Annotated in this window: 23 protein-coding genes; 20 read left to right on the plus strand and 3 right to left on the minus strand. The window is 41.1% G+C overall.

Annotated features, from left to right (window positions below):
- Positions 1 to 38 precede the first annotated feature (38 nt).
- The 6 genes from CDG61_RS05955 to CDG61_RS05980 all read left to right on the plus strand — a co-directional run bounded on the left by CDG61_RS05955 (position 39) and on the right by CDG61_RS05980 (position 4,750).
- A complete protein-coding gene (locus CDG61_RS05955; protein ID WP_087550751.1) occupies positions 39 to 257 on the plus strand; it encodes a ferredoxin in 219 nt (72 codons plus the stop codon).
- A gap of 10 nt (positions 258 to 267) precedes the next feature.
- Positions 268 to 807, plus strand: coding sequence for a VOC family protein (locus tag CDG61_RS05960; RefSeq protein ID WP_087550752.1), 540 nt, complete (start codon positions 268 to 270; stop codon positions 805 to 807).
- Positions 808 to 937: 130 nt separating this feature from the next.
- Positions 938 to 1,723, plus strand: coding sequence for a 2-keto-4-pentenoate hydratase (locus CDG61_RS05965; RefSeq protein ID WP_087550753.1), 786 nt, complete (start codon positions 938 to 940; stop codon positions 1,721 to 1,723).
- A 35-nt stretch (positions 1,724 to 1,758) separates the two neighbouring features.
- Complete coding sequence (locus CDG61_RS05970) at positions 1,759 to 2,715, plus strand: acetaldehyde dehydrogenase (acetylating) (RefSeq protein WP_087550754.1); 957 nt, start codon at positions 1,759 to 1,761, stop codon at positions 2,713 to 2,715.
- Positions 2,716 to 2,717: 2 nt separating this feature from the next.
- A complete protein-coding gene (gene dmpG, locus CDG61_RS05975; RefSeq protein WP_087550755.1) occupies positions 2,718 to 3,746 on the plus strand; it encodes a 4-hydroxy-2-oxovalerate aldolase in 1,029 nt (342 codons plus the stop codon).
- 179 nt (positions 3,747 to 3,925) lie between these two features.
- Positions 3,926 to 4,750 carry a DUF4116 domain-containing protein gene (locus tag CDG61_RS05980; RefSeq protein WP_087550756.1) on the plus strand — a complete coding sequence of 275 codons (825 nt, stop codon included), beginning with the start codon at positions 3,926 to 3,928 and terminating at the stop codon, positions 4,748 to 4,750.
- Between the two features lie 39 nt (positions 4,751 to 4,789).
- On the opposite strand, the gene CDG61_RS05985 is transcribed toward CDG61_RS05980, so the two are convergent.
- A complete protein-coding gene (locus tag CDG61_RS05985) occupies positions 4,790 to 5,785 on the minus strand; it encodes an ABC transporter substrate-binding protein (RefSeq protein ID WP_087550757.1) in 996 nt (331 codons plus the stop codon).
- A gap of 3 nt (positions 5,786 to 5,788) precedes the next feature.
- Positions 5,789 to 6,379 carry an ANTAR domain-containing response regulator gene (locus tag CDG61_RS05990; RefSeq protein WP_087550758.1) on the minus strand — a complete coding sequence of 197 codons (591 nt, stop codon included), beginning with the start codon at positions 6,377 to 6,379 and terminating at the stop codon, positions 5,789 to 5,791.
- Between the two features lie 426 nt (positions 6,380 to 6,805).
- Between CDG61_RS05990 and CDG61_RS05995 the strand changes: the two genes are divergently transcribed.
- The 14 genes from CDG61_RS05995 (at position 6,806) to CDG61_RS06060 (ending at position 23,448) form a co-directional block, all read left to right on the plus strand.
- Complete coding sequence (locus CDG61_RS05995) at positions 6,806 to 8,182, plus strand: MFS transporter (RefSeq protein WP_087550759.1); 1,377 nt, start codon at positions 6,806 to 6,808, stop codon at positions 8,180 to 8,182.
- A 35-nt stretch (positions 8,183 to 8,217) separates the two neighbouring features.
- Positions 8,218 to 10,764, plus strand: coding sequence for a nitrite reductase large subunit NirB (nirB, locus tag CDG61_RS06000; protein WP_087550760.1), 2,547 nt, complete (start codon positions 8,218 to 8,220; stop codon positions 10,762 to 10,764).
- Between the two features lie 109 nt (positions 10,765 to 10,873).
- Positions 10,874 to 12,484 (plus strand): nitrite reductase small subunit NirD, encoded by a 1,611-nt coding sequence (gene nirD, locus CDG61_RS06005; RefSeq protein WP_087550761.1) that lies wholly within the window; start codon positions 10,874 to 10,876, stop codon positions 12,482 to 12,484.
- 161 nt (positions 12,485 to 12,645) lie between these two features.
- A complete protein-coding gene (locus tag CDG61_RS06010; RefSeq protein WP_087550762.1) occupies positions 12,646 to 15,450 on the plus strand; it encodes a nitrate reductase in 2,805 nt (934 codons plus the stop codon).
- Complete coding sequence (gene mobA, locus CDG61_RS06015) at positions 15,447 to 16,082, plus strand: molybdenum cofactor guanylyltransferase (protein ID WP_087550763.1); 636 nt, start codon at positions 15,447 to 15,449, stop codon at positions 16,080 to 16,082. Before CDG61_RS06010 ends, mobA begins: the two co-directional genes overlap by 4 nt.
- Positions 16,083 to 16,226: 144 nt before the next feature.
- Positions 16,227 to 17,285: a GTP 3',8-cyclase MoaA gene (moaA, locus tag CDG61_RS06020; RefSeq protein ID WP_087550764.1), complete on the plus strand. Its 1,059-nt coding sequence runs from the start codon at positions 16,227 to 16,229 to the stop codon at positions 17,283 to 17,285.
- A gap of 1 nt (position 17,286) precedes the next feature.
- A complete protein-coding gene (locus tag CDG61_RS06025) occupies positions 17,287 to 17,559 on the plus strand; it encodes a MoaD/ThiS family protein (protein ID WP_087550765.1) in 273 nt (90 codons plus the stop codon).
- Positions 17,560 to 17,563: 4 nt separating this feature from the next.
- Complete coding sequence (locus CDG61_RS06030; RefSeq protein ID WP_087550766.1) at positions 17,564 to 18,142, plus strand: molybdenum cofactor biosynthesis protein MoaE; 579 nt, start codon at positions 17,564 to 17,566, stop codon at positions 18,140 to 18,142.
- A gap of 62 nt (positions 18,143 to 18,204) precedes the next feature.
- Complete coding sequence (moaCB, locus tag CDG61_RS06035) at positions 18,205 to 19,128, plus strand: bifunctional molybdenum cofactor biosynthesis protein MoaC/MoaB (protein WP_087550767.1); 924 nt, start codon at positions 18,205 to 18,207, stop codon at positions 19,126 to 19,128.
- A complete protein-coding gene (locus CDG61_RS06040; RefSeq protein WP_087550768.1) occupies positions 19,128 to 20,354 on the plus strand; it encodes a molybdopterin molybdotransferase MoeA in 1,227 nt (408 codons plus the stop codon). Before moaCB ends, CDG61_RS06040 begins: the two co-directional genes overlap by 1 nt.
- Before the next feature lie 40 nt (positions 20,355 to 20,394).
- Positions 20,395 to 21,156, plus strand: a complete 762-nt coding sequence (gene modA / locus CDG61_RS06045; protein WP_087550769.1) for a molybdate ABC transporter substrate-binding protein — start codon at positions 20,395 to 20,397, stop codon at positions 21,154 to 21,156.
- 30 nt (positions 21,157 to 21,186) lie between these two features.
- The gene (gene modB / locus CDG61_RS06050) at positions 21,187 to 21,870 is read left to right on the plus strand and encodes a molybdate ABC transporter permease subunit (protein ID WP_087550770.1); all 684 of its coding nucleotides are present in this window, start codon (positions 21,187 to 21,189) and stop codon (positions 21,868 to 21,870) included.
- 4 nt (positions 21,871 to 21,874) lie between these two features.
- Positions 21,875 to 22,513, plus strand: a complete 639-nt coding sequence (locus tag CDG61_RS06055) for an ATP-binding cassette domain-containing protein (protein WP_087550868.1) — start codon at positions 21,875 to 21,877, stop codon at positions 22,511 to 22,513.
- A 179-nt stretch (positions 22,514 to 22,692) separates the two neighbouring features.
- A complete protein-coding gene (locus CDG61_RS06060) occupies positions 22,693 to 23,448 on the plus strand; it encodes a class II aldolase/adducin family protein (RefSeq protein WP_087550869.1) in 756 nt (251 codons plus the stop codon).
- Positions 23,449 to 23,508: 60 nt separating this feature from the next.
- On the opposite strand, the gene CDG61_RS06065 is transcribed toward CDG61_RS06060, so the two are convergent.
- Entirely contained in the window at positions 23,509 to 24,489 is a 981-nt protein-coding gene (locus CDG61_RS06065) for a Tim44 domain-containing protein (protein WP_087550771.1), read from the minus strand.
- Positions 24,490 to 24,586: the final 97 nt, after the last annotated feature.

The raw sequence follows: 24,586 nt of genomic DNA on the forward strand, positions 1-24,586 counted from the left end.
AAACTGCCTGCTTGATTTGAAATTAAAGGATGAATCTCATGAGCAACCAAAAAATTGAAATAGTGTTGGATACTCACCAATGTCAGGGTTATGGCATGTGCCTCATGTCTGAAGATATTTTTGAAATACCAGATGGAAGCCAGGTGGCGCAGTTAAAATTGCATGAAGTTGATTTTTCCCGTGAAAGTGAAATTGTAGACTTAGTCAGCGCATGTCCTGCGCAAGCGATCAGCTTCCGTATTTTAGAATCGGCATAAGGAATTCACGATGACTCAGACAGTAACCAATATGTTGAGTAAGCGTTTTGATCAGATCTGTTTTGTGGTTGACGACTTACAGCAGGCGATGGATTTTTTCAGCAAGACCAATGGCGTTGAAGTCTGGAATGTCGCGGAAGGTTTATCGCAAACTCAAAAAGAGAAAGAATATTACGGTCAGCCAGGTGATTTTCAGTTCAGCTGCGCGTATGGCTTTGCTGGTGAAACTCTCATTGAGCTTGCACGCCATGATGGCGGTAAAAGTGTCTATAAAGACTGGCTGGATGATAAAGGTAAAGGTCCGCATCATATTGGTTTCCGTCAGAAAGATGCGACTGAATATGCACAGGCAGAACAGCATTATTTAGATTTAGGTATTCCAAAAGCTATGGCAGGTTTCTTTGAGGGGCCATTCGGCAACTGCCGGTGGGTTTATTTTGATACACGTGAACAGATTGGCTGCTTTACCGAACTGTACTATGTCGATGGCGAATTAAACGACCGCATGGCAGAGCTGAAAAGCGGTAAAAATGTCAGTATTACTGACTAAATCACAATCTCAGCTCAGACTGGCTGATTACCGCTGAGCTGAATCAGATACAAAAACATTTAAAACATTGGGCAGTCATGCTTAGGCGAAGCTATGCCTGAAAAAAGACATAATTCAAAAGGAGCAGTCGATGTCAGCGATTGAACATGCAATTGCAGATACTTTATATCATGCAGAGAAAAACCGTACAGCAATTGCACCTGTTCGTGAGCAATTGGGCCATGAAGCGACTGCCGATCATGCCTATGCAGTACAGGATATCAATACTCAGCGAGCATTGAATAATGGTCGTCGTCTGGTGGGTAAAAAGATCGGCTTGACTTCGTTTGCTGTACAAAAACAACTGGGTGTGGATTCGCCTGATTTTGGCATGCTGTTTGATGATATGGCTTATGCAGATGGTCAGGTCATTCCTTTCAGTAAGCTGATTCAGCCCAAAGTTGAAGCAGAAATTGCACTGGTGCTCAAAGCAGATTTAACTCAGAAACAGCACAGTATCGAAGATATTATCGCCGCAACGGATTATGCCGTGGCAGCGATTGAAATCGTGGACAGTCGCATTGAAAACTGGAAAATTTCTTTACTGGATACCGTGGCTGATAACGCATCCTCCGCTGCCTTTGTTCTGGGCAGTCAAAAAATGCAGCTGACTGATGTAGATCTTGTGAACTGCCGTATGCAGATGATCTGCGCAAGTGAAGTTGTATCAGAAGGGATCGGTAAAGCATGCCTTGACCACCCGCTGAATGCAGCAGTCTGGTTGGCTGATGAAATGGTCAAACGTGGTCGCCCATTGCAAGCAGGTGATATCGTTTTAACTGGTGCATTGGGGCCGATGGTGGCAGTACAGGCAGGCGAGTCTTATCAGGTCAATATTGATGGTTTTGGCTCAGTCACCGCTGCTTTCAGTGTTTAATGGCTTTGGCGGATAAATAATTTAAGGATTAGAACATGACAAAAATTAAATGCGCCATCATTGGTTCGGGCAATATTGGTACCGACCTGATGATTAAAATCATGCGCAATGCACAGTATCTGGAAATGGCGGCAATGGTCGGTGCAGACCCGAACTCGGATGGTTTAGCGCGTGCTGCACGCTTTGGCTTTGAAATTACGGCTGAAAGTGTAGAAGGTTTACTGAAATTACCATCGTTTAAAGACATTAAAATTGTCTTTGATGCGACCTCGGCTGGCGCACATGAGCACCACAATGCGGTATTGCAGCAGTATGGTATTCAGGTTATTGACCTGACACCAGCGGCAATCGGTCCTTATGTCGTACCCGTGGTAAATCTGGATGAACATCTCGATGCTCCGAACATTAACATGGTGACTTGTGGTGGTCAGGCTACGATTCCAATGGTACGTGCAGTTTCACGTATCACACCTGTGCACTATGCCGAAATCATTGCTTCCATTGCCAGTAAGTCCGCAGGACCTGGTACCCGTGCCAATATTGACGAGTTTACTGAAACTACGTCGAAAGCGATTGAACAGATCGGTGGTGCGCAGAAAGGTAAAGCGATCATTATTATGAATCCAGCTGAACCGCCACTGATTATGCGTGATACGGTGTATTGCTTTGCTGAACTGGGAGCTGATCAGGATGCAATCCGGCAGTCTGTTCAGGACATGGCAGATGCCGTACATGCCTATGTACCAGGTTACCGTTTAAAGCAGGAAGTACAGTTTGAAGAATTTAATGCAGACCGTCCTCTGAATATTTCAGGTCTTGGTAAACTGCCAGGCTTAAAAGTTTCGATCTTTCTGGAAGTAGAAGGCGCAGCGCATTACTTACCAGCTTATGCAGGCAACCTGGATATTATGACCAGTGCAGCACTCGCAGCAGCAGAACGATTTGCTGAAACGCATTTAAATCAAACACAAACTGCAGCAGAAGGAGCATAAAAATGATTGATTCACAACGTAAAATCTATGTTTCTGATGTCACGCTGCGTGACGGCATGCATGCGATTCGTCATCAGTATTCACTCGATCAGGTACGACAGATTGCCCGTGCTTTAGATGATGCAGGTGTGGACAGTATAGAAGTTGCGCACGGTGATGGCTTGCAAGGTTCAAGCTTTAACTACGGCTTTGGCGCACATACTGATTTAGAGTGGATTGAAGCCGTAGCCAGTGAAGTGAAAAATGCCAAAGTTGCGACGCTACTATTGCCTGGTATAGGTACGATTCATGACTTGAAAGCAGCTTATGATGCTGGCGCGCGCGTGGTACGTGTGGCAACGCACTGTACAGAAGCAGATGTATCCAGACAGCACATTGAATATGCGCGTGAGCTGGGGATGGACACAGTTGGCTTTTTAATGATGAGTCACATGAATACACCTGAGGGCTTGGCACAGCAGGGCAAGTTGATGGAAAGTTACGGTGCAGAGTGTATTTATGTGGTGGACTCGGGTGGCGCAATGAATATGTATGATATTGCCGACCGTTTCAAAGCCATGAAAGATGTGCTTAAGCCAGAAACAGAAACAGGCATGCATGCGCATCACAATTTAAGCCTTGGGGTAGCCAACAGTATCGTTGCACTTGAACATGGCTGTAACCGTGTTGATGCAAGTTTGACAGGTATGGGAGCGGGAGCAGGTAATGCACCATTGGAAGTATTCATCGCTGCTGTTCAGCGTATGGGTTTAAATCATGGTTGTGATGTGAAAAAGCTGATCGATGCAGCTGAAGATATTGTCCGTCCATTACAGGAGCGACCCGTTCGTGTAGACCGTGAGACTCTGGCACTGGGTTATGCAGGCGTTTATTCAAGCTTCCTGCATCATACTGAAACGGCAGCTGAAAAGTATGGTCTGTCAGCATTCGATATTTTAGTTGAATTGGGTAAACGCCGCATGGTGGGTGGTCAGGAAGACATGATTGTGGATGTTGCACTGAATATGCTGAAAGCACAGCAAACAGCTTAATTCTATTGTGCCCAGAGATGTCTGACAGGCATCTCTGTGTATTCTTATCAGCTTTTTTGAATGAAAATTTTCCTTTGATCAACAAGGAAATGTGAAAAAATATCTTCAGAAATTCTTTAAATGTTGATCTTTAAAATATTCATTTGCAGATTCAAAGATTCATTGGAAGAAGTATTGCAATGGAATTACGTGCGCTATATTACCCATCGGATGAAAGCAATTTAAAAGCTGTAAAAGAAAATGGTTTATATCTTCAATATATTGAAAAACAGACTGAAGAACTGTGTATGACTGCGGTGCAGCAGAATCCGCGTGCAATAAAATTTGTCAAAAAGCAAACAGAAAATATTTGTTTATTCGTTGTGCAACAAAATGGCGACTTATTGCAGCATATTTATGAGCCAACTGAAGCTGTACTTTTACAAGCGGTAAAAAATGAAGGCTTGGCATTAAAGTATGTGCTTTTTCCGAGTCATGAAATTTGCATGGCTGCCGTAAAGCAAAATGGTTTTGCCTTGCAATATGTTAAAAATCAATGTTTAAAAATTTGTGAAACTGCTGTACAGACACATGCACTGGCGATTAAATATGTAAAGTACCAGACAACTGAGCTTTGTCTGAGTGCAATCAAAAAAAATGGACTGGCTATTCAAAATATCAGAGCACCGACAGAAGCGATGAAGTTGATAGCCATTGAAAAAAATCCAATGGCAATCCAGTTTATTGAACAGCCCAGCAATACCTTATGTGATGTAGCTGTGCGGCTTCGCCCCTATGCGATCCAGTTTCTCAAACGTGCAGATGAAGCATTGTGGCTCGAAGCACTGGTTCGTAAACCTAATGTCATTCAGTTTTTAGATTTTTATTCCGAAACATTGCTGAAAACAGCACTTAAGCTGAGTCCTTCAAGTTTTAAATATATTCCAGAAGCATTTAAAACCCAAAATATCTGTCAGTTTGCCATGGAACGTGCTGTAAATATTCAAAGGCATTTCCCTGAATAAATCAAAGTGATCAAGGTGGATCAAAATCCTGCCATAGATTCAACTTTGAATGGTGATACCGGTACACTGATTCGCAATCTTTTGAATCTGTTCCGCTTCGAGCTGTCGATTATCCCATTTGCACATCTGTAGCAGAATCCACTCAAAATCACTGGATTTTATATTTTTCTGTAAGCCGAATGAGCGGATAATATCCTGTATTTTATTAAATTTATCAGTATGAATCCAGGGTGAACATTTAAAACGGATAATGTTGCTGTCTTCAAGCATCTGCCACACCTCATCCAGAGAATCAAATGTTTGCAGATCCTGTTGCGCCATCTGAATTGCCGTTTCAACTGCTTTTAATGTGTGTGGATGTTTTTTTACCCATTCCTGAGTTACAGCTAAAACTTTATCTGCCACTTCAGGAATAATCTGTTTGCTGTCAGCAATGACCTGACTGTAACCTTGAATTTGAGCATGAATATTCCAGGGTTCACCAACACAAAAACCATCAATGAGCTGTGTGGAAATGGCATCGACCATGTAAGGGGGAGGTAAAGTGGATAACGGATAGCTTTCAGCAAATTGTTCATCAGCCAGAGCCAGCCATTCTCTTAAGCAATAATGGTGGATAGAGTGCTTAAATACATGTGCAAGCCGTACTTTCTGACCTGATTGTATGGCAGTTTTCAGTTTAGTGGCAGACTCAGCAGGACTGTCGTGTTCACTTATATCCAGGTCCCAGCATAATTTCTGACTCAGGCTGATAAAGGCACGATTTGTACTGAGAACCAGTGAAGTTTGCAGCGGAATACCCAGTTGATCCTCACCAATTGCTGCCGCTGGCAGCATTGCGGATAAACAATGCGCTGCATCTAAAATGTCAAATGCCAGACGGTCGCGCAGGCTTGTCCAGGATGCTTCTTTGACCAGTGTGACATTCAACCCTTGTGCTTTGAAATAGCCTTGATGCTGTGCCCAAAGAATCGCAGTACAGTCCAGTAATGGAATATATCCCAGTTGAATATCGGTTTTTTCCAGTGTATTCATGCATTACTCCTTGAACTGTGATTGTGATAAGAGAAGTTGAGCATCCAGTAAGCGTCTGGACATTTCACCAATGGTCATACGATGGCTCATGGCATTTTTTCGTAGCAACTGAAAGGATTGTTCTTCATTAAGCTGATGTAAGTTCATTAATAAAACTTTTGCTTTTTCAATGTCTTTTCGATCTGCCAGTTTACTTTTAGTTTCATGCAAATCATTCAGCAGCTTTTTATGTTTTTTATATTGTTCGATGGCTATTTCTAAAATATTGTCTAATTTTGCAGGCTGAATTCCATCTACGATGTAAGCTGTCAGTCCTGCTTCAATTGCACTTTTAATGGTTTCTTTGTGTCCGTTCTTTGTGAAAAGAACTGTGGGCAGGTCAAATTGGCTGACACAGCTTTCAATGATGTCACGATGTGGATGATCCATGTCCAGTAAAATCACATCCGCATGTATTTGTTGTAAATAAAATGCATTCAGTTGATCTGTCATCAGACAAGCCACCACATCAAACTGATGTTCAATTAAGGTTTTTTTAACGAATTCTACACGTTCAGAATCATCATCAATCAAGGCTATTTTAAGTTTTGGCATGATATATCAGGGAAAGCCTGAGGGTATTCTATGCCGAAGCAATTATTATGCCATTCAAGTATTGAATATTTTTCTCATAAAACAGCGGGATGTAAAGTTTTAGTACGCAAAATTTATCGTTGTGCACTTGAATGATGCAAAATGCGCAAATTCATTGCATCTCTTCAAACATAAGTACGGACAGATTTTTATAGATATTGCTAAATTTATAATCCTGTCAAAAAATAATATATTAAATGTATTTAAAACAATATCTTAATGTATTTTTATTAATATTGGCACATTCATTGCTTTGTTTCTGATGAGTCAAAGACGACTCTAAATCAAATTTGTAAGACGGCCAACGACGTCCGTTCTGATCGCTTCTACATCACAAGTATTTGTGCTGTAGGAAAACTATACGCTCAGTTCAGTCTGGAGAAGGTTATGTCTTCAAATTTACATGCTAAAAAAGCAACAAAAATAAGTCTTTTCAGTTTTAACGGCGCGGCGATGCGAGCCTTCCACATGAGTTGGCTCGCATTTTTTGTCTGTTTCTTTTCATGGTTTGCTTGCGCACCACTGATGCCTGTAATCGCAGGTGAATTTCATCTTACTAAAGATCAAATTGCCAATATTAATATTGCTGCTGTTGCGATCACGATTCTTGTGCGTCTGATTGTTGGCCCACTCTGTGATAAATATGGCCCACGTAAAACCTATACCGCATTACTGATCATCGGCAGTATCCCTGTTTTTGGTGTGGCTTCAGCAAATAGCTATGAATCCTTTTTATTCTTCCGCTTATTAATCGGTGCGATTGGCGCAAGCTTTGTCATCACGCAATACCATACAAGTATTATGTTTGCACCGAATGTAGTCGGGACTGCCAATGCCACCACAGCAGGTTGGGGCAATGCGGGTGGTGGTGCTACACAAGCGTTAATGCCTTTGATGCTCAGTGCATTGGTGATGTTCGGTGTAGAGCAAGTGATGGGTTGGAGAGTTGCGCTGATCGTACCTGGTGTATTGATGCTGATTGTTGGAGCGATGTATTGGAAATTTACCCAAGACTGTCCACAAGGTGATTTTAAAGAACTGCGTGCGCAAGGTAACCAAGTGGGGAGTGATAAAAAAGGTGGGATTGCCATTCTCAAACATGCAGCAAAAAACTACCGTGTCTGGATTTTATTTGGTGCGTATGCAGCTTGTTTTGGCATCGAAATCTTTATTCATAACATTGTCGCAATGTATTACGTAGATCATTTCCACTTTGGCTTAAAAGAAGCAGGGATGGCAGCAGGCATTTTCGGTTTATTGGCACTGTTTGCTCGAGCTTTGGGTGGCATTGTTTCCGACAAAATTGCGACTCAAAAAGGTTTAGATGGTCGTACCAAAGTGTTATTCGCAATGATCTTGATGGAAGGTTTATTCTTGATTGTATTCTCACAAATGAATACAGCAATCCTTGCGATTCTTGCCATGACAGTATTCGCACTCTTTACACATATGGCATGCGGTGCGACTTATGCGCTCGTTCCATTTATTGACCGTGATGCTTTGGGTGGTGTAGCAGGCATTATTGGTGCAGGAGGAAATGTTGGTGCAGTGGCAGCAGGTTTCTTACTTAAGGGGATGTTAGACATTCAAACGACCTTGATGGTACTCGGTGGTTTAGTGGTAATCGCTGCAAGTTGTGTGCTGATGATTCGCTTCTCTGTGGAACATAAAGAAAAAGAACAAAAATTGTTTGAAGAAGCGCTATTGGAGCGTAGTCGCATGGAACAGGCTTCCACAACCATGAAACAAAATAGTGCAGCTTAATAGATAAATAACGATAAAAATTGAGGAGAATTGAGATGAAATTAGTGATGATTGGTCATGGCATGGTGGGTCACAAATTCATTGAATCTGTGTTGGAACATGCAAGTGATGACGTAGAAATGACCATTTTGGCAGAAGAACCACGTTTGGCGTATGACCGTGTACATTTAACTGAGTATTTCACAGGCAAGTCTGTCAAAGACTTAACTTTATGTCGTAGTGATTTTGCGGATGCTTATGGTATTGATTTACGTCTAAGCACCAAAGCTACGGCGATTGATATCGCTAATAAAACCGTGACCACCAATCATGGCGATGTGATCAGCTATGACAAACTCGTTCTTGCCACAGGTTCTTATGCTTTTGTTCCACCTATTCAAGGCAATGATCGTGAAAATTGTTTTGTTTACCGTACTATTGACGATTTGGATGCAATTCGTGCTGCAAGTTTAAATGCCAAATCAGGTGTGGTCATCGGTGGCGGTTTACTTGGCTTAGAAGCTGCCAAAGCTTTACGTGATTTAGACCTAGAGACGCATGTCGTCGAGTTTGCACCACGTTTAATGGCGGTGCAAATTGATGATTTGGGCGGTAAAGTTTTACGTTCTAAGATCGAAAATTTAGGGGTGAACGTTCATACGCAAAAAGCCACATCATCTATTGAAAATGGTGTAAATGCCATGCATGTGATGAAATTTGGCGATGGTTCTGAACTTGAAACGGATATTGTTTTATTTTCCGCAGGAATTCGTCCACGTGATGAATTGGCACGGATCAGTGGTTTAGCCATTGGTGAGCGTGGCGGTATTGTCATTAATGATTATTGTCAAACCTCTGATGCTGATATTTATGCAATCGGTGAATGTGCACTGTGGCAAAATAAAATTTACGGTTTAGTTGCACCTGGTTATGACATGGCGCGTATTGCTGCAAAACATGTCATGGCGCAAAGCTGTACTGAGTTTGCAGGTGCAGACATGAGTACCAAGTTAAAACTGATGGGTGTAGATGTGGCGTCTGTGGGTGATGCACATGCGATGACACCAAATTCTCTCAGCTATTTTTATGCTGATGAAGAATCCATGACCTATAAAAAGATCGTGGTGAATGCTGAAAAAACCAAACTGCTTGGTGCTGTATTGGTGGGTTGTGCCAAAGAATACAATGACTTGTTGCAAATGATGCTGAATGGTTTGGCATTGCCTGAAAATCCTGAAAGTTTAATCATGCCTGGTTATGCACAATCATCAACAAAATCAGGCGGTAGTGGTGTTGATTTACTGCCTGATAGTGCAACGATTTGTTCATGTAATAACGTGTCAAAAGCAGATATTTGTTCAGCAATTGCAGAGGGTTCAACATCACTCGGTGCACTAAAAAAATGTACCAAAGCAGCCACAGCATGTGGTGGTTGTGCGCCACTCGTGACTCAAGTTCTAAAATCTGAGTTACAACGTCAAGGTGTAACCGTCAATAATCATCTCTGTGAACATTTTGCATACTCACGTCAAGAGTTGTATCACTTGGTACGGGTCAATGAAATCAAGACTTTTGATGATTTGATTCAACAACATGGGCATGGTTTGGGCTGTGATATTTGTAAACCAACGGTAGCCAATATTCTCGCATCTTGTTGGAATGACTTTGTCCTTAAATCGAGCCATGCAGGTTTGCAAGACAGTAATGACTATTATCTAGGGAATATCCAAAAAGATGGTTCGTATTCTGTTGTGCCACGTATGGCAGGTGGTGAAGTCACACCTGATGGCTTAATTGCAATTGGTCAGATTGCCAAAGAATATGGTTTATATACCAAACTTACAGGTGGACAACGGGTCGATATGTTTGGTGCGCAAGTGCATCAACTGCCTGAAATTTGGCAAAAACTGATTGATGCAGGTTTTGAATCGGGTCATGCCTACGGTAAATCTTTACGTACCGTAAAATCCTGTGTCGGTAGCACATGGTGCCGTTATGGGGTAGACGATTCAGTCGGTTTAGCCATTTTTCTAGAAAATCGTTATAAAGGTCTACGTTCTCCGCATAAATTAAAAATGGCAGTTTCAGGATGTACTCGTGAATGTGCCGAAGCGCAAAGTAAAGATGTGGGTGTGATTGCAACTGAAAAAGGTTGGAATTTATATGTTTGCGGTAATGGTGGTATGAAACCTCGCCATGCTGAACTTTTAGCCTCTGATTTGGATACGCAAACCTTAATCAAATATATCGACCGTTTCTTTATGTTCTATATCCAAACCGCGGATCGTTTACAACGGACGTCGGTATGGCGTGACAATATGGAAGGTGGTTTGGGCTATCTCAAAGATGTTGTGGTGAACGATTCTTTAGGTTTAGCGGATGAACTTGAACGCCGTATGAGCCATGTCATTGGCACTTATCAAGATGAATGGCGTACTGCAATTGAAGACCCTGAAGTACGTAAACGCTTTGTGACCTTCGTCAATGCCAAAGCAGAACAACAGCAAGATCCACATATCCAATTTGCAGAAGTGCGTGGGCAAATTCGTCCAAAAACTGATGCAGAACGTGATGTAACTCGTATTCCAGTGGTTGAAGCTTAATTGATAAAAGTAAAAACTTTTATTTAGTTTTTAAGCCCTCTTTCTATCTAATTTTCCCCAGAGTAGGAAAGGATATAGAGCTTAAATAAAAGTTTAAAAGGATAATAAAATGACGGTTTTAAAAGATATGAATGAATTAGATTGGATAGATATTTGCGCTTTGGATGATATCACTGCGAATACAGGTGTAGGTGCTTTGATTGGCGAACAGCAAATTGCCATTTTTCGTGTTGCAAATGAAAAACGTATCTATGCCCTAAGTAATCAAGATCCGTTCAGTAAAGCCTTTGTCATGTCACGTGGCATTATTGGTGATCTACAAGGCGAGCGGGTGGTGGCGTCACCGATTTACAAACAGCATTTTAGCTTGGCGACAGGGCGTTGTTTGGAAGATAAAGACCAAAAACTTTTGGTGTTCCCCAGCAAAATTGAAAATGGTCGTGTCATGATCAGCCCGACACCACAAAAAACTTATATTACCAATAATGCTTCTTCACAAGAAAAAATGAAGTTAGTTTTAGTGGGGAATGGTTTGGCAGGGATGCGTTGTCTGGAAGATCTGCTCGATATGGCACCTGATCGCTATGAAGTGACCGTGATCGGTGAAGAACCATGGGGGAACTATAACCGTATCATGTTATCACCTGTGTTATCAGGAGATAAAACCATTGATGACATTATGTTGCATCCACATGCGTGGTATAGCGATAAAAATATTCGCTTCATTGCGGGTGATCCTGTGGTCAAAATCGACCGTCCACGTAAACAAGTCTATACCGTAAAAGGCTTAATGGTGAATTATGACCGTCTGATTATAGCGACAGGCTCAAAACCATTTATCCCGCCTGTGCAAGGTTCGGATTTAAAAGGTGTGCTGAGTTTCCGTGATATTTACGATGTGAATACCATGCTTGAATACAGTAAATCTAAAAAGAATGCTGTGGTGATTGGTGGTGGATTATTGGGGCTTGAAGCTGCATACGGTCTAAAACAACGTGGTATGAATGTTACGGTATTGCATTTGATGGATCGCATTATGGAGCGTCAGCTTGATAGCCGAGCAAGTTCTATGTTACGTGAAAGTATTGAAGCTAAAGGCATTCAGATTATTACCGAAGCCAATACTGAAGCTTTACTCGGTGAAAATGGGCACGTCGAACAAGTCCGTTTAAAAGATGGCACAGTATTAGAAGCTGATTTAGTGGTTTTTGCGGTGGGTATTCGTCCGAATATGGCATTGGCACAAAGTGCAGGTTTACGCTGTAATCGTGGTGTATTGGTCAATGACACCATGCAAACCTATGACCCAAGTATTTACGCCGTGGGGGAATGTATTGAACATCGTAATCAAACTTTTGGCTTGGTTGAGCCACTTTGGGGGCAAGCCTTTATTTGTGCATCACATTTGGCAGAGCATGGCAGTTTAACCTTTAAAGCACCTACTGTACCGACACAGTTAAAGGTGAGTGGTTGTGATGTGTTCTCAGCAGGTAACTTTGAACCTAAAGATGATTTTGAAGACATTATTTTAAATGATGAAAAACGTCAGATTTATAAACGTATTATTATTCAAAAAGATAAGGTCATTGGTGCGGTGTTGTTCGGTGATACTGAAGACGGTGCATGGTATGCAGAACTGATTTCCGATCAAACACCAATTTCTTCTATTCGCAATAAATTGCTCTTTGGTAAAGATTTTGCATTAAAGAAAGCAGGGTGAATAATCTTCTTTGTGAAATATTTCTAGCTCTAAAAAAAGTTGAATCAGATTTTAAAGAAATTATCTTGCAAAAAAATAAACCTCCCCTAACCCCTCCTGAAAGGAGGGGAATTAAAAGCAAAATTGGATTAATTATTTACTATCAAGGAGCATCGCAGAAAATGAATAGTATCCCTGTAATGGAACTGCATAGCTCCACAGAAAATATAATCAAAACAACAGATACAACCTGTCCTTATTGTGGTGTTGGATGTGGTGTCACCGCAACAGTACAGGAAACTGCTCTAGGACAAAAAGTATCAGTTGTAGGTGATGAAAAGCATCCATCGAATTACGGAAAACTCTGTATTAAAGGCAGTAATCTAGCCGATACATTAGGTTTAGAAACACGTGTCTTACATCCAATGCTTGGACGTAAAGTCGAGTCAGAACATACCTATGCCTATACACGTCAATTGACGGATTGGGATACCGCAACAGATTTAATTGCAGATAAAATTCAACATTATATTGATCAATATGGGCGTGACAGTATTGCCTTTTATGTCTCAGGGCAATTACTGACCGAAGACTATTATGTGGTCAATAAATTTGTGAAAGGCTATTTGGGTACAGCCAATATCGACACCAATTCACGGCTCTGTATGTCCTCTGCTGTAGCAGCGCATAAACGTGCCTTTGGGGAAGATATCGTTCCTGCAAGTTATAGTGATTTTGAACATACCGATATGGTGGTGCTTGTAGGTTCAAATACGGCGTGGTGTCATCCTGTTCTATATCAACGAATTATGAAAGCCAAAGAGGAGCGAGATTTATTCGTTGTGGTGATCGACCCCCGTTTTACTGCGACTTGTGAAGCTGCTGATTTACATTTACCGATTTTACCTGGACAGGATGTCAGCTTATTCAATGGTTTATTACAATATTTACAACAAAATCATTATGCAGACCATGAGTTTATTGCAAATCATACACAAAGTTTAAATGCAGCTTTAGACAGTAGTTTAGCTGAAAAAAATATTGAAGATGTTGCTGTTAAAACAGGGATTTCCCTTGAAAAATTACAATTATTTTTTGAAAAATTTGCCCAAATTGAAAAGGTGATGACCTTATTTTCTATGGGGGTAAATCAGTCTTCTCGTGGGGTAGATAAAGCCAATAGCATTATTAATTGTCATTTATTAACAGGGAAAATTGGTAAATTAGGCGCAGCACCTTTTTCCATGACAGGACAGCCCAATGCAATGGGAGGTCGTGAAGTCGGTGGCTTGGCGAATATGTTAGCGGCTCACTTAGAACTCGAAAATCCGGCGCATCAACAATTAGTACAAGAATTTTGGCAGAGTCCTTATATTGCCAAGCAAGCGGGGTTAAAAGCGGTCGACCTATTTGAAGCTGTTGAAAGCGGTAAAATTAAAGCCATTTGGATTATGGCGACCAATCCTGTGGTGAGTTTACCTGATGCAGATCAAGTCAAACGAGCCTTAGAAAAATGTGAATTTGTGGTGGTGTCTGATATTTGCCAAGATACCGACACGACCCAATATGCAGATGTACTGTTGCCTGCGCTCGGTTGGGGGGAAAAAGACGGTACAGTCACCAATTCAGAACGCCGTATTTCCCGTCAAAAAGCCTTTTTAGATGCACCGATGCAAGCCAAAGCTGATTGGTGGGCAGTATCACAAGTGGCGAAAAAATTAGGTTTTTCGGGTTTTGATTTTGAAAATAGTCATGAGATTTTTATCGAACATGCCCAACTTTCTGCTTATCAAAATGCTGAAATTTCAAAGCGTTCAGAGATCACACATTTCCGTTATTTTAATTTACAAGGATTGAAAGATCTTTCTTTTGAGGAATATAACCAACTTAAACCTGTTCAATGGCCCATAGTTCGACCTGATCAATCGAATGATGATTATGCACAATTATTTTCCAATGGTCAGTTTAGCCATGTCGATGCTAAAGCCAAATTTATTGCCACTGTAGCAATTGATCCTGTGCATCAAACAAATAAAGAATATCCGCTGATTTTAAATACAGGGCGGATTCGGGATCAATGGCATACGATGACACGTACAGGTTTATCTGCCAATTTAAGTACGCATAAAGCCGAGCCTTTTTGTGAAATCCACCCTCAAGATGCCTTAAAGTTTGGGATTCAAGATGGGGAGTTGGTGGAGATTCAATCCGCATGGGGTAACTGTGTATTGCGTGCAACTGTAAGTGATCATATTCGCCGTGGACAGGTTTTTGTACCAATTCATTGGAATGATCAATTCGCATCCGATGCACGGATTGGTAAAGTGGTGAATCCTGTAGTAGATGCCATTTCAGGAGAACCTGAATTTAAACATACGCCTGTGATCATTCATCCATTTTATACGCAGTGGCAAGGCGTATTTTATGTCAGAGATAATTTTGCTCATTTAGTCAAAAGCAGCATTGAAAATGTCGTGTGGTGGACAAAGATTCAGACAGCAAAAGCGGTGCGTTATGAACTCGCAGATCGTCACCGTTTTAGTCAAACTACAGAACGTTTAAAAGAATTATTGCCTTTTGAAGATGAGAGTTTTGAATGGCTCAATCTTGAAGATCAAACAGCACATATTAGCCACACGGTGGTGTTGCAAAATGGGCAATTGGTGGCGAGTTTATATATTGCACCGAAAGCACTTTTACCTGATCGGGATTGGGTAGCGAGCTTATTTAAACGTGAGCGTTTAAGTGCGATGCATCGTAAGGCTTTACTTGCAGGACAAGCCATGTCGATGGACAATAACGAAGGTACTTTGGTCTGTAGCTGTTTTAAAGTCGGTAAAAATCGCATTATACAGACCATTAAAGAAAATAATATTTCCAATGAAAAACAAGTCACAGCCTGTTTAAAAGCAGGTGGCAACTGTGGCTCATGTTTACCTGAAATTCGCGGTTTGATTAAAGCGTGTCAAGCGGAGGCGACTGAATGAAAACAATTCTGAAAAATATCAGCATGGGAAAAGATTATCCACCAACGGAATTGGTCATTTTGGCAGGTGGTCAGGCACGGCGCATGAATGGCTTAAATAAATTATTGCAAAAATTTGATGATCAAATCCAACTAATTAAAATTCATCAACAGCTTAAAAGTAAAGTCACTCAGGTGTGGGTCAATAGTCATCGGGATGATTCTATTTATCAAAAATTGATTCCCAATATTCATTGTTATCAAGATGATGAGCAAGGTTTTCATGGTGCTTTGATGGGAATGAAAAGTGCATGGTCACATGTGCAAAGTGATTATGTGTTATTTGTGCCATGTGATGTGACATTTATTCCCAAACCTGTGCTTGAAAAACTGCATCAGGCTTTAGCACGCAATGCTTTGGCAGAAGTGGCGTATGTAGAAATCAATGGAACAGCACTCTATCCATTTTGTTTGGTAAAACGTAGTGCTGTACAAGTCATCGCTATGCATCTTGCACAACAGCAGCGCAGTTTAAAACAGTGTTTTGCTGATTTGCACGCTCAAGTTGCAACTTTTAAAAATCACGCACTGTTTTTTCACAGCATTAATTCTTTGGATGAATTACAACAATATCGACTCTTGAAATCTCTTTAGATTTTAACCATCAGTATTTTATTTTCAGTAAAAACTCTGTTTTGCGTAATGTTGGAACACTTTTTGCAATTTTATTGTCAATAAAATGACGCAGTTTTTAAGTTTAAGAAATTCTGAACTTAAACAGTGCGAAAGAGTCTGTGTATGAACGCAATATCACATCGCAATATACAAAATGGCACAAGTCCCTTTGAGGATCAATTTGGTCGCCAAAAGCGCAAACTGAGAATTTCAGTGACAGACCGCTGTAATTTTAAGTGTGTTTATTGCATGCCTGAACATCCACAGTGGATGAGAAAACAGGATTTACTCAGTTTCGAAGAACTCTATCAATTTTGTGATTTTATGGTGCGCCGTGGTATTGAACATATTCGCATTACAGGGGGCGAGCCTTTAATGCGCCAAGGTGTAGTGCATTTTATTTCAACATTACAACAACTGAAAAAAAATGGACTCAAAAAAGTTTCGATGACGACCAATGCGCATTATTTAGCGCAATATGCTGCGGCATTAAAACAAGCGGGACTCGATGATTTAAATATCAGTTTAGACAGTTTAGATGCAGAGCAATTTTTGGAACTGACCCAAAAACAACTACAAGCTGTACTTGATGGCATTCAACAGGCTCAAGAAGTTGGATTACCGATTAAAATCAATGCCGTTCTGATTAAAGGCATGAATGAAGATCAAATTCTACCTTTGGCGCATTGGTCAATCCAAAATCACTGTGTTGCCCGTTTTATCGAATTTATGCCCTTGGATGGTGATGCGCAATGGTCAAAAGCGCATGTCGTGACTGAACAAGAGATTTTAAATACATTGAAACAAGATTTTGAGGTTACAACCCAACAGGGAAAATCTTCAGAACCTGCTCGGCAATATTTAATTAATGGTCATCCGATAGGAGTTATTTCCACGATTTCCAATTCTTTTTGTGGGACATGTGATCGTTTACGTTTAACTGCAAAAGGAGAGTTTTATAACTGCTTATTTGCACCGCAAGGCATGGATCTGAAAACACAAATTCAAGGATTAAATACACAGCAGAGTGATGCAAAAATTAAGCTACATCACACTTTGCTGGAATATATTTGGCATAAAAAAAAAGGTTTTGATGCGATTCAGCAGGAAGAGTCCACATTTAAAATATCTGCGAAAAATATCGAATCTCGCAAAATTAGCATGTATATGATTGGAGGTTAAAATGTCAGATCAATGCAATATTTCCAAAGTGATTACAGTTAAAGTGCAGTGTTTTGGTGCAATCGAACGACAACTACCACAGGATTTAAATCTGCAATTTTCATCTCAAGTGATGATTCGTGATGTACTCGCTGATGTGGTGCGGATATATCCTGAATCTTCTGCGCAGTTGGAACGCTGTGCTTGTGCGGTAGGTGAGGACATTATTCCACGTCGAAGCCTATTGAATACAGATACAACCTTAGTTTTATTGTCCCCTGTAGCAGGGGGTTAAGTTGATGAATATACAGGTTAAAACACCCACCAAAGATTTTAAACGCATTCAGAATGTACCTTTAAGCCAAGAGAGTTTCGATGCAATTCAGGTTTTTCCTGAATGTGGTGGCATTGGCATGTTTATTGGAACAGTACGCAATCATCATGAGGGCAAAGCCGTTCAGGCACTGAAATATACCTCTTATGCACCTGTGTCAGAAAAAATGATTCGTCAAATTGAACAAGACATTCAGCTTAAATACGGCGTGTCTTATGTGCGGGTAATTCATCGGGTTGGGGTATTAGAAATTGGTGAAAAAGCCATTATTGCGATTGCCTATGCAGCACATCGCCGTGAAGCCTTTGCTGCCTGTGAGGAAGCGGTAGAACGAGTAAAACATGAAGTGCCTGTATGGAAAGAGGAGTTTTATGTGGATGGCACAAGTCAATATGTTGCAGGGTGTTGTATTCGCAAAGATTATGCTGATTCAGAACAGATGAAATCACATTCCCATCATCATTGTGAGCATGATTTTGAATATAGTCATCAACATACAGATGACACTGAATGTATAGATTTTACTGAGCAGGAATGGATGTAAATTCAAAGGTATTTTTACTATTTACAGCATGATTTTTAAAATTAGAAATAGAGGAATGTGCAATGAAAAATGTGGGCATGAAAGCAGACAGTTACCGTACCGCAGTGGCAACAGGGATTTTACATGCACCGTCGCATTGTATCGAACTGTTACGCAATGGTAATACTGAAAAAGGCGATGCGCTCAAAACAGCACGTATTGCAGGGATTTTGGGGGCGAAAAAAACCGATGAACTGATTCCATTATGTCATCCCTTACCGATTTATCGAGCTGATGTTGACTATGAACTGTTTGAAAAGCATGTCGAAATTATTGCTACCGTAGAAACTATTGGTCCAACGGGTGTGGAAATGGAAGCTTTAACTGCGGTGAGTCTGGCAGGATTAACCCTTTACGATATGTTAAAACCGCACTGTGAACCAGAGGATTTATTACTCGATGGTATCCAATTACAAAAGAAAAAAGGTGGGAAGTCACATTTCACTCGCATCCTCAAAGAAAGTCTATCGGCTTCGGTGATTGTACTGTCCGATACTGTTGCCGCAGGCAAAAAGCCGGATACCGCAGGGCAAAATGTTTTGGAGATTTTACAGGAAGCCAATTTTAGCAATATTGCCTATCAGGTCATTGCTGATTCACCTGAGCAACTTTTAGCGTTAATCGAACAACAAAAAAATCACTATCCCTTGATTTTAACTGTGGGTGGTACAGGACTTGGACCGAAAGATCTGACTGTAGAAACCATTCAACCTTTATTAAAACGTGAAATTCCCGGTTTGATGGAAGCTTCTCGCAGTTTTGGGCAACGCCGTACCCCTTATGCTGCGTTGAGTCGTGGCGTGGCAGGTTATATTGAAAATAGTCTGGTGATGACTTTGCCAGGCAGCCGTCAGGGTGCACTGGAATCTTTAACTGCAGTTTTACCTGCTTTAGTTCATCTATTTGATGTACAAAATAATATTCCACATCATGGAGGATATTTATAATGTCAGGATGTGGTGTAGAACATGGCTTAATTTCTGTTGATCAAGCTTTAAAATTAATTGTAGAAAAAACCCAAGCTTTATCAGTGGAAAGCATTCCACTACAACAGACTTTAAATTGTTATTTGGCTGAAAATGTCTACTCACAGATCAATTTACCCTTATTTTCACAAAGTGCGGTGGATGGTTATGCAATTTGTGCAAGCGATGAGATTGAAACAGATACTGTATTTGAATTGATTGGAGAAATTCGGGCAGGGCAGACCACCGGTCTATTGTTAAGGCAAGGTCAAGCTATGCGAATTTTTACAGGTGCAAAAATTCCTGTAGGAACAACTACGATTGCACGGCAGGAAATCGTAGATTTACTTGATTCAAATCAAATTAAAATTACAGAACAATTAAAACAACATGCTGATCTGAGGGATGCAGGTGAAGAAATTGCCATTGGGCAATGTCTAGCAGAGCATGGACAACAACTTTCTGTTGGGGCAATTGCAGCTTTGAGTATGGCAGGCATTCAACAAGTTAAGGTTTATCAATATCCTAAAATCGCTGTAGTGATTACAGGTGATGAAGTGGTTGAAACGATAGAGGACTTTGCATCAGGTCAAATTTTTGATGCCAATGCGCCGTTGATTCGAGCATGGTTTGCACAGCGTAACCAACAGGTTGATATTTTCCATGTGCAAGATACAGCGGAAGCCGTAAAGACCTTACTGTATGATTTAACTGAAAATTATCAACTGATTTTGACCACAGGCGGAATTTCTGTTGGTGATTATGATTTTATTCGTCCTGTGGCTTTAGATTTAGGCTTTGAACAGATCTTTTGGAAAATCAAACAGAAACCTGGCAAGCCTATGTTTTTCGCAGAACTATCCAAAGTTGATCAAACACATTGTTATTTGTTGGGTTTACCGGGCAATCCTGCTGCGGTCTATGTTGGTATGCAGATTTATACGGCAACATTATTAAATGCTTTGCAAGGTCAAAAACAGCTCCCGCAATGGTTTCAGGCAAGGCTCAGTCATGATTTAAAAGTGGATACACGAGAGCGTTTTCTGAGAATGTCAGTCCATTTTGAACAGGCAAATTTAACAGTAAAAAGTTTAGGCAAACAACAATCCCACATGCTGAGTAATTTGATGCACGCCAATAGTCTCGTACGCATTCCAGCACATGAACAGATGCAAGCAGGGCAAGTCGTGCAGGGTATTTTTATTTAATTCAAATTTGTTGATGATGAACAATAAAAGAGGAAATTCAATGATTAACAAAATGCTCTTAGCGAGTGGATTGATCTCTTTTGTGAGCTTCGGTCATGCTGAAACCGTTAAAGTCTATGCCGCTGCAAGTTTAACCAATGCACTGACGGATATTGTCCGGATCTATAAAAAACAACATCCTCAAACAGATATAGTCCCTGTTTTTAGCGCATCTTCAGCGCTCGCCAAACAAATTGAAGCAGGCGCAAAAAGTGATGTGTTTTTCTCTGCTGATGTGGACTGGATGAATTATTTAATCAAAAAGCAGATGATTCATGCGCAACAGGTCAAACCATTATTAAGCAATCAATTGGTGGTGATCAGCCCGAAAAACTTGAATATTTCATTCAAAGCACAACCAAATTTTAACTTTGCTCAAGCCTTTAAAGGACGTTTATGTACAGGGCAAATGGAATCTGTGCCTGTTGGAAAATATGCCAAACAGAGTTTAATTAAACTCAATTGGTTGGACAGTTTAAAGGGGCGCATTGTTGGGACTGACGATGTACGTTCAGCTTTGGCATTTGTAGAAAGAGGTGAGTGTGAAGTGGGAATTGTCTATAAAACTGATGCTTTGATCAGTCAAAAAGTCAAAATTATTGGGACATTTCCACAAAATAGCCATCATCGCATTACTTATCCTTTGGCTCTTACCATACAGGGTGAGCACAATGCAGAAGCAGTACGCTTTACAGCATTTGTCAGGGCAAGTGCTCAGGCTAAAGCAATTTACCAGAAATATGGCTTTAAAGTCAGCCAATAAATGCTGATACCACTATTTGAGTGATGGATTATGTTCAGTCCCGAAGAACTCAGTGCGCTGTATCTGTCAGCTAAAGTTGCCCTGTTTGCAACGCTGTTCTGTTTGCCTTTTGCGATTGCATTGGCCTGGTATCTGGCACGTCATGAGTTCAGGCTGAAATTTTTGGTTGAGGCTGTTTTACAGTTGCCCATGGTTTTACCTCCTGTGGTGATGGGGTATTTATTACTGGTTTTATTTGGCAATCATGGTTGGATTGGACAATATCTGACTCAACTCGGGATTGAACTTGCATTTAATTGGAAAGGGGCGGTACTGGCTTCCATGATTGTGGCTTTTCCATTGATGGTGCAACCCATTCGTTTGTCTTTTCAATTGATTAATCAACAACTCGAACAGATTGCAGGTTCACTGGGGGCAAGCCCGTGGAAAATTTTTTTCAGTATCAGCCTGCCTTTGGCAATTCCTGGGGTCGTGGTTGGCAGTATTCTCTGTTTCAGCCGTAGCCTGGGCGAGTTTGGTGCGACCATTACTTTTGTGGGAAATATTCCTGATGAAACACGAACCATTCCCATCGCAATTTATTCATTTTTACAGCAACCTGATGGTGAAAAAATGGCAATGCGCCTGGTTGTTCTGTCGCTGGTTCTGGCATCTGGCGCATTGATCGCTAATTATTTTATTCTACAAAAATATCAACAAAAGTTAAAAGGATAGGATGATGCTGAATTGTGATTTTCAGTACTGTATGTCAGATTTTGAGCTTCAGGTTAAACTTGAAATGCAGACGCAATTACTGGGTATTGTAGGGGCCTCAGGCAGTGGTAAAAGTACATTGTTAAAATGTCTAGTTGGACTGCTGGAGCCACAGCATGGTGTGATTAAATTTCAGCATCAGACTTTATTTGATTCAGAACAGCAGATTAAGGTGCCTGTACATCAACGTAATATTGCTTTGATATTTCAGCATGCCTTGCTTTTTCCACATATGAATGTTCTGCAAAATTTGCGTTATGCAGAAAAACTGGACAACACAAAAGAGTCTAAATTCAGTTTTGAACAGATTGTGGATTTGCTTGAGTTAAAGTCACTGATCCAAAGAAAAGCGCATCAATTGTCGGGTGGTGAAGCACAGCGGGTTTCCATAGGCAGAGCGCTGTTGTCCTCACCTGATTTATTACTGTTGGATGAGCCTTTAACAGGTCTGGACAGCCGTTTGAAACAGCAGATTTTACCTTTTTTCAAGCGTCTTAAGGCCGAGCTGGATCTACCGATGATTTATGTGACACATCATTGCGATGAACTGATTTATTTAAACGCATCCCGAATATCTCTGGATAATGGGAAAATAACCGCATAGGGATACGTTTCTCATTTGATTCGGCTGCCCTTAGCCGCATTACAAGGGTGTTGTAAAAACCCGAAATAAAAATGGTTGGGCTTATTTATATCAGCATCTGTTTGATAATTTATAAATTTTCAGTAATGTATAAGCAGGCAAGAAATAATTTTAATAATGCGTCAGACAAGGAAAGTACTGTGAAAAAACGACCAGCAAAAATCAGTAAAACAGAATGGCAAGCCCGCTGTGAACTGGCTGCTTTATATCGCTTGATTGCCTGGTACCGCATGACTGATTTAATTGATACACATATCAGTCTGAGAGTACCTGGTGAGCCTGAACATTTTCTGATTAACCGTTATGGTGTCACTTTTGATCAGATGAAAGCCTCAGATCTGGTCAAAATAGACCATGAAGGTAATATTGTTGAAAAATATGATCAGGGCAAAATGGTCAATGTTGCAGGTTTTGTCATTCATTCAGCCTTACATCATGCTCAGGATAATATTCACTGTGTCATTCATACACATACTGCCGATGGTGTTGCTGTTTCAGCTCAGGAAAAAGGATTGCTGCCTTTATCGCAGCATGCTCTGAAGTTTTATAACAATATTGCTTATCATGAGTATGAAGGCATTGCATTTTCGACAGATGAGCGTGAACGCCTGGTTCAGGATATGGGGAATTACCGCTGTATGATTTTACGCAATCATGGATTACTCGCGACGGGAAACAGTGTTGCCCGAGCATTTCATGAAATTTACTTTCTGGAAAGAGCCTGTCAGATTCAGATTAAAGCAATGAGCAGTGCTGAATTACACATGCCATCTAAAGAGGTCTGTGAATATACGGTGAAGCAGTTTGAAAGTGATGCTGCTGAACCGATCATTCAGGCAGCATGGAATGCCGCTTTAAGTCTGATCAGGGATCAGCGGAAAGATTATTGTTCATGAATGTATGCAAATAAAAATGGAGCATTAAGCTCCATTTTTATTTGACTTGAAATGTTTGTATTAAGCAGCTTGCTGAATACCTGCAACCAGCCAGTCCTGGCTTGAACCCGCAGGTTTTACAAAATGCCAGATTTCAGCAAAAGGCTGAGGCAGACTGTTCAGGTCTTCGCTGACAGTTCCAGTGAAGCGGACACTGACAACATACTGACCATTTTCAGTTGCTGAATCAGCAATCATGGCATTCAGGTTGGAAAACTCTGCTACGTCCTGATCCTGATTTGCCATGATGTCGTTATACATGGACTGATACAGATCAGGCGTCAGATAACGCTGAATTTCACTGATGTTACTTGCAGTGTTCATGGACTGAATATGGTTGAAGCGTTGACGTGCTACACGTAGGAACGCTGCTGGCTCAGTACCGTCAGGTAACTGATTGCCACTGTTGGTATAGGCTGTTCCACCCGCAGGCGCAGCACCGAATGGTGCATTTGAACCATTATTCGAACCACCGACTGACTGACCAAAAATATTGGTATTGTCACCATTGGTAGTACGAGGTGCTGCATTCTGACCAAACGGAGCATTATTTGCTCCATTGTTTGGTGCAAAAGGATTGTTAGCTGCTAATTTTTTTTTTGCGCCTAACTTACGGAAAATGAAGAAGGCGACAGCTGCTGCAAGAAGAATCCAGATCCATCCGGGGATTCCACCTTTTTCTTCCTGTGCTGTTTCAGCAGCACTGGCAGGACGGTCATCCGCCATGGCATTTGCTGCTACTGCACCAATAGCCGCACCTGCAACACCCGCAGCAACCATACCACCTACACCAGGACCTGATTTCTGTGGAGCTGTAGCAGGAGCAGCTGGCTGCTGAGCAGGCGTAGCCTGACGCGGTTGTTGATAAGACTGGCTGGATGTCGCTGAACGGCTCATGCCATGGCTTTTACCGCCACCTGCACGTTTTGCTTCAGCCATCGGTGCAATGACCAGTGTAGCCATCAAAAGACCTGCAACCCAGCTGCGCTGTCGAACTTCCATTGAAATTTCCTGTATAGAGATAAAATGTCAGGTATATATATGCAGTCTTTTCAGGTAAATTTCAATTGCTTTGCGAATTATTTGCCCAGAAATTCAC

Origin of the sequence: Acinetobacter sp. WCHAc010052 (assembly GCF_002165295.2) — a bacterium.
GTDB lineage: Bacteria > Pseudomonadota > Gammaproteobacteria > Pseudomonadales > Moraxellaceae > Acinetobacter > Acinetobacter chinensis.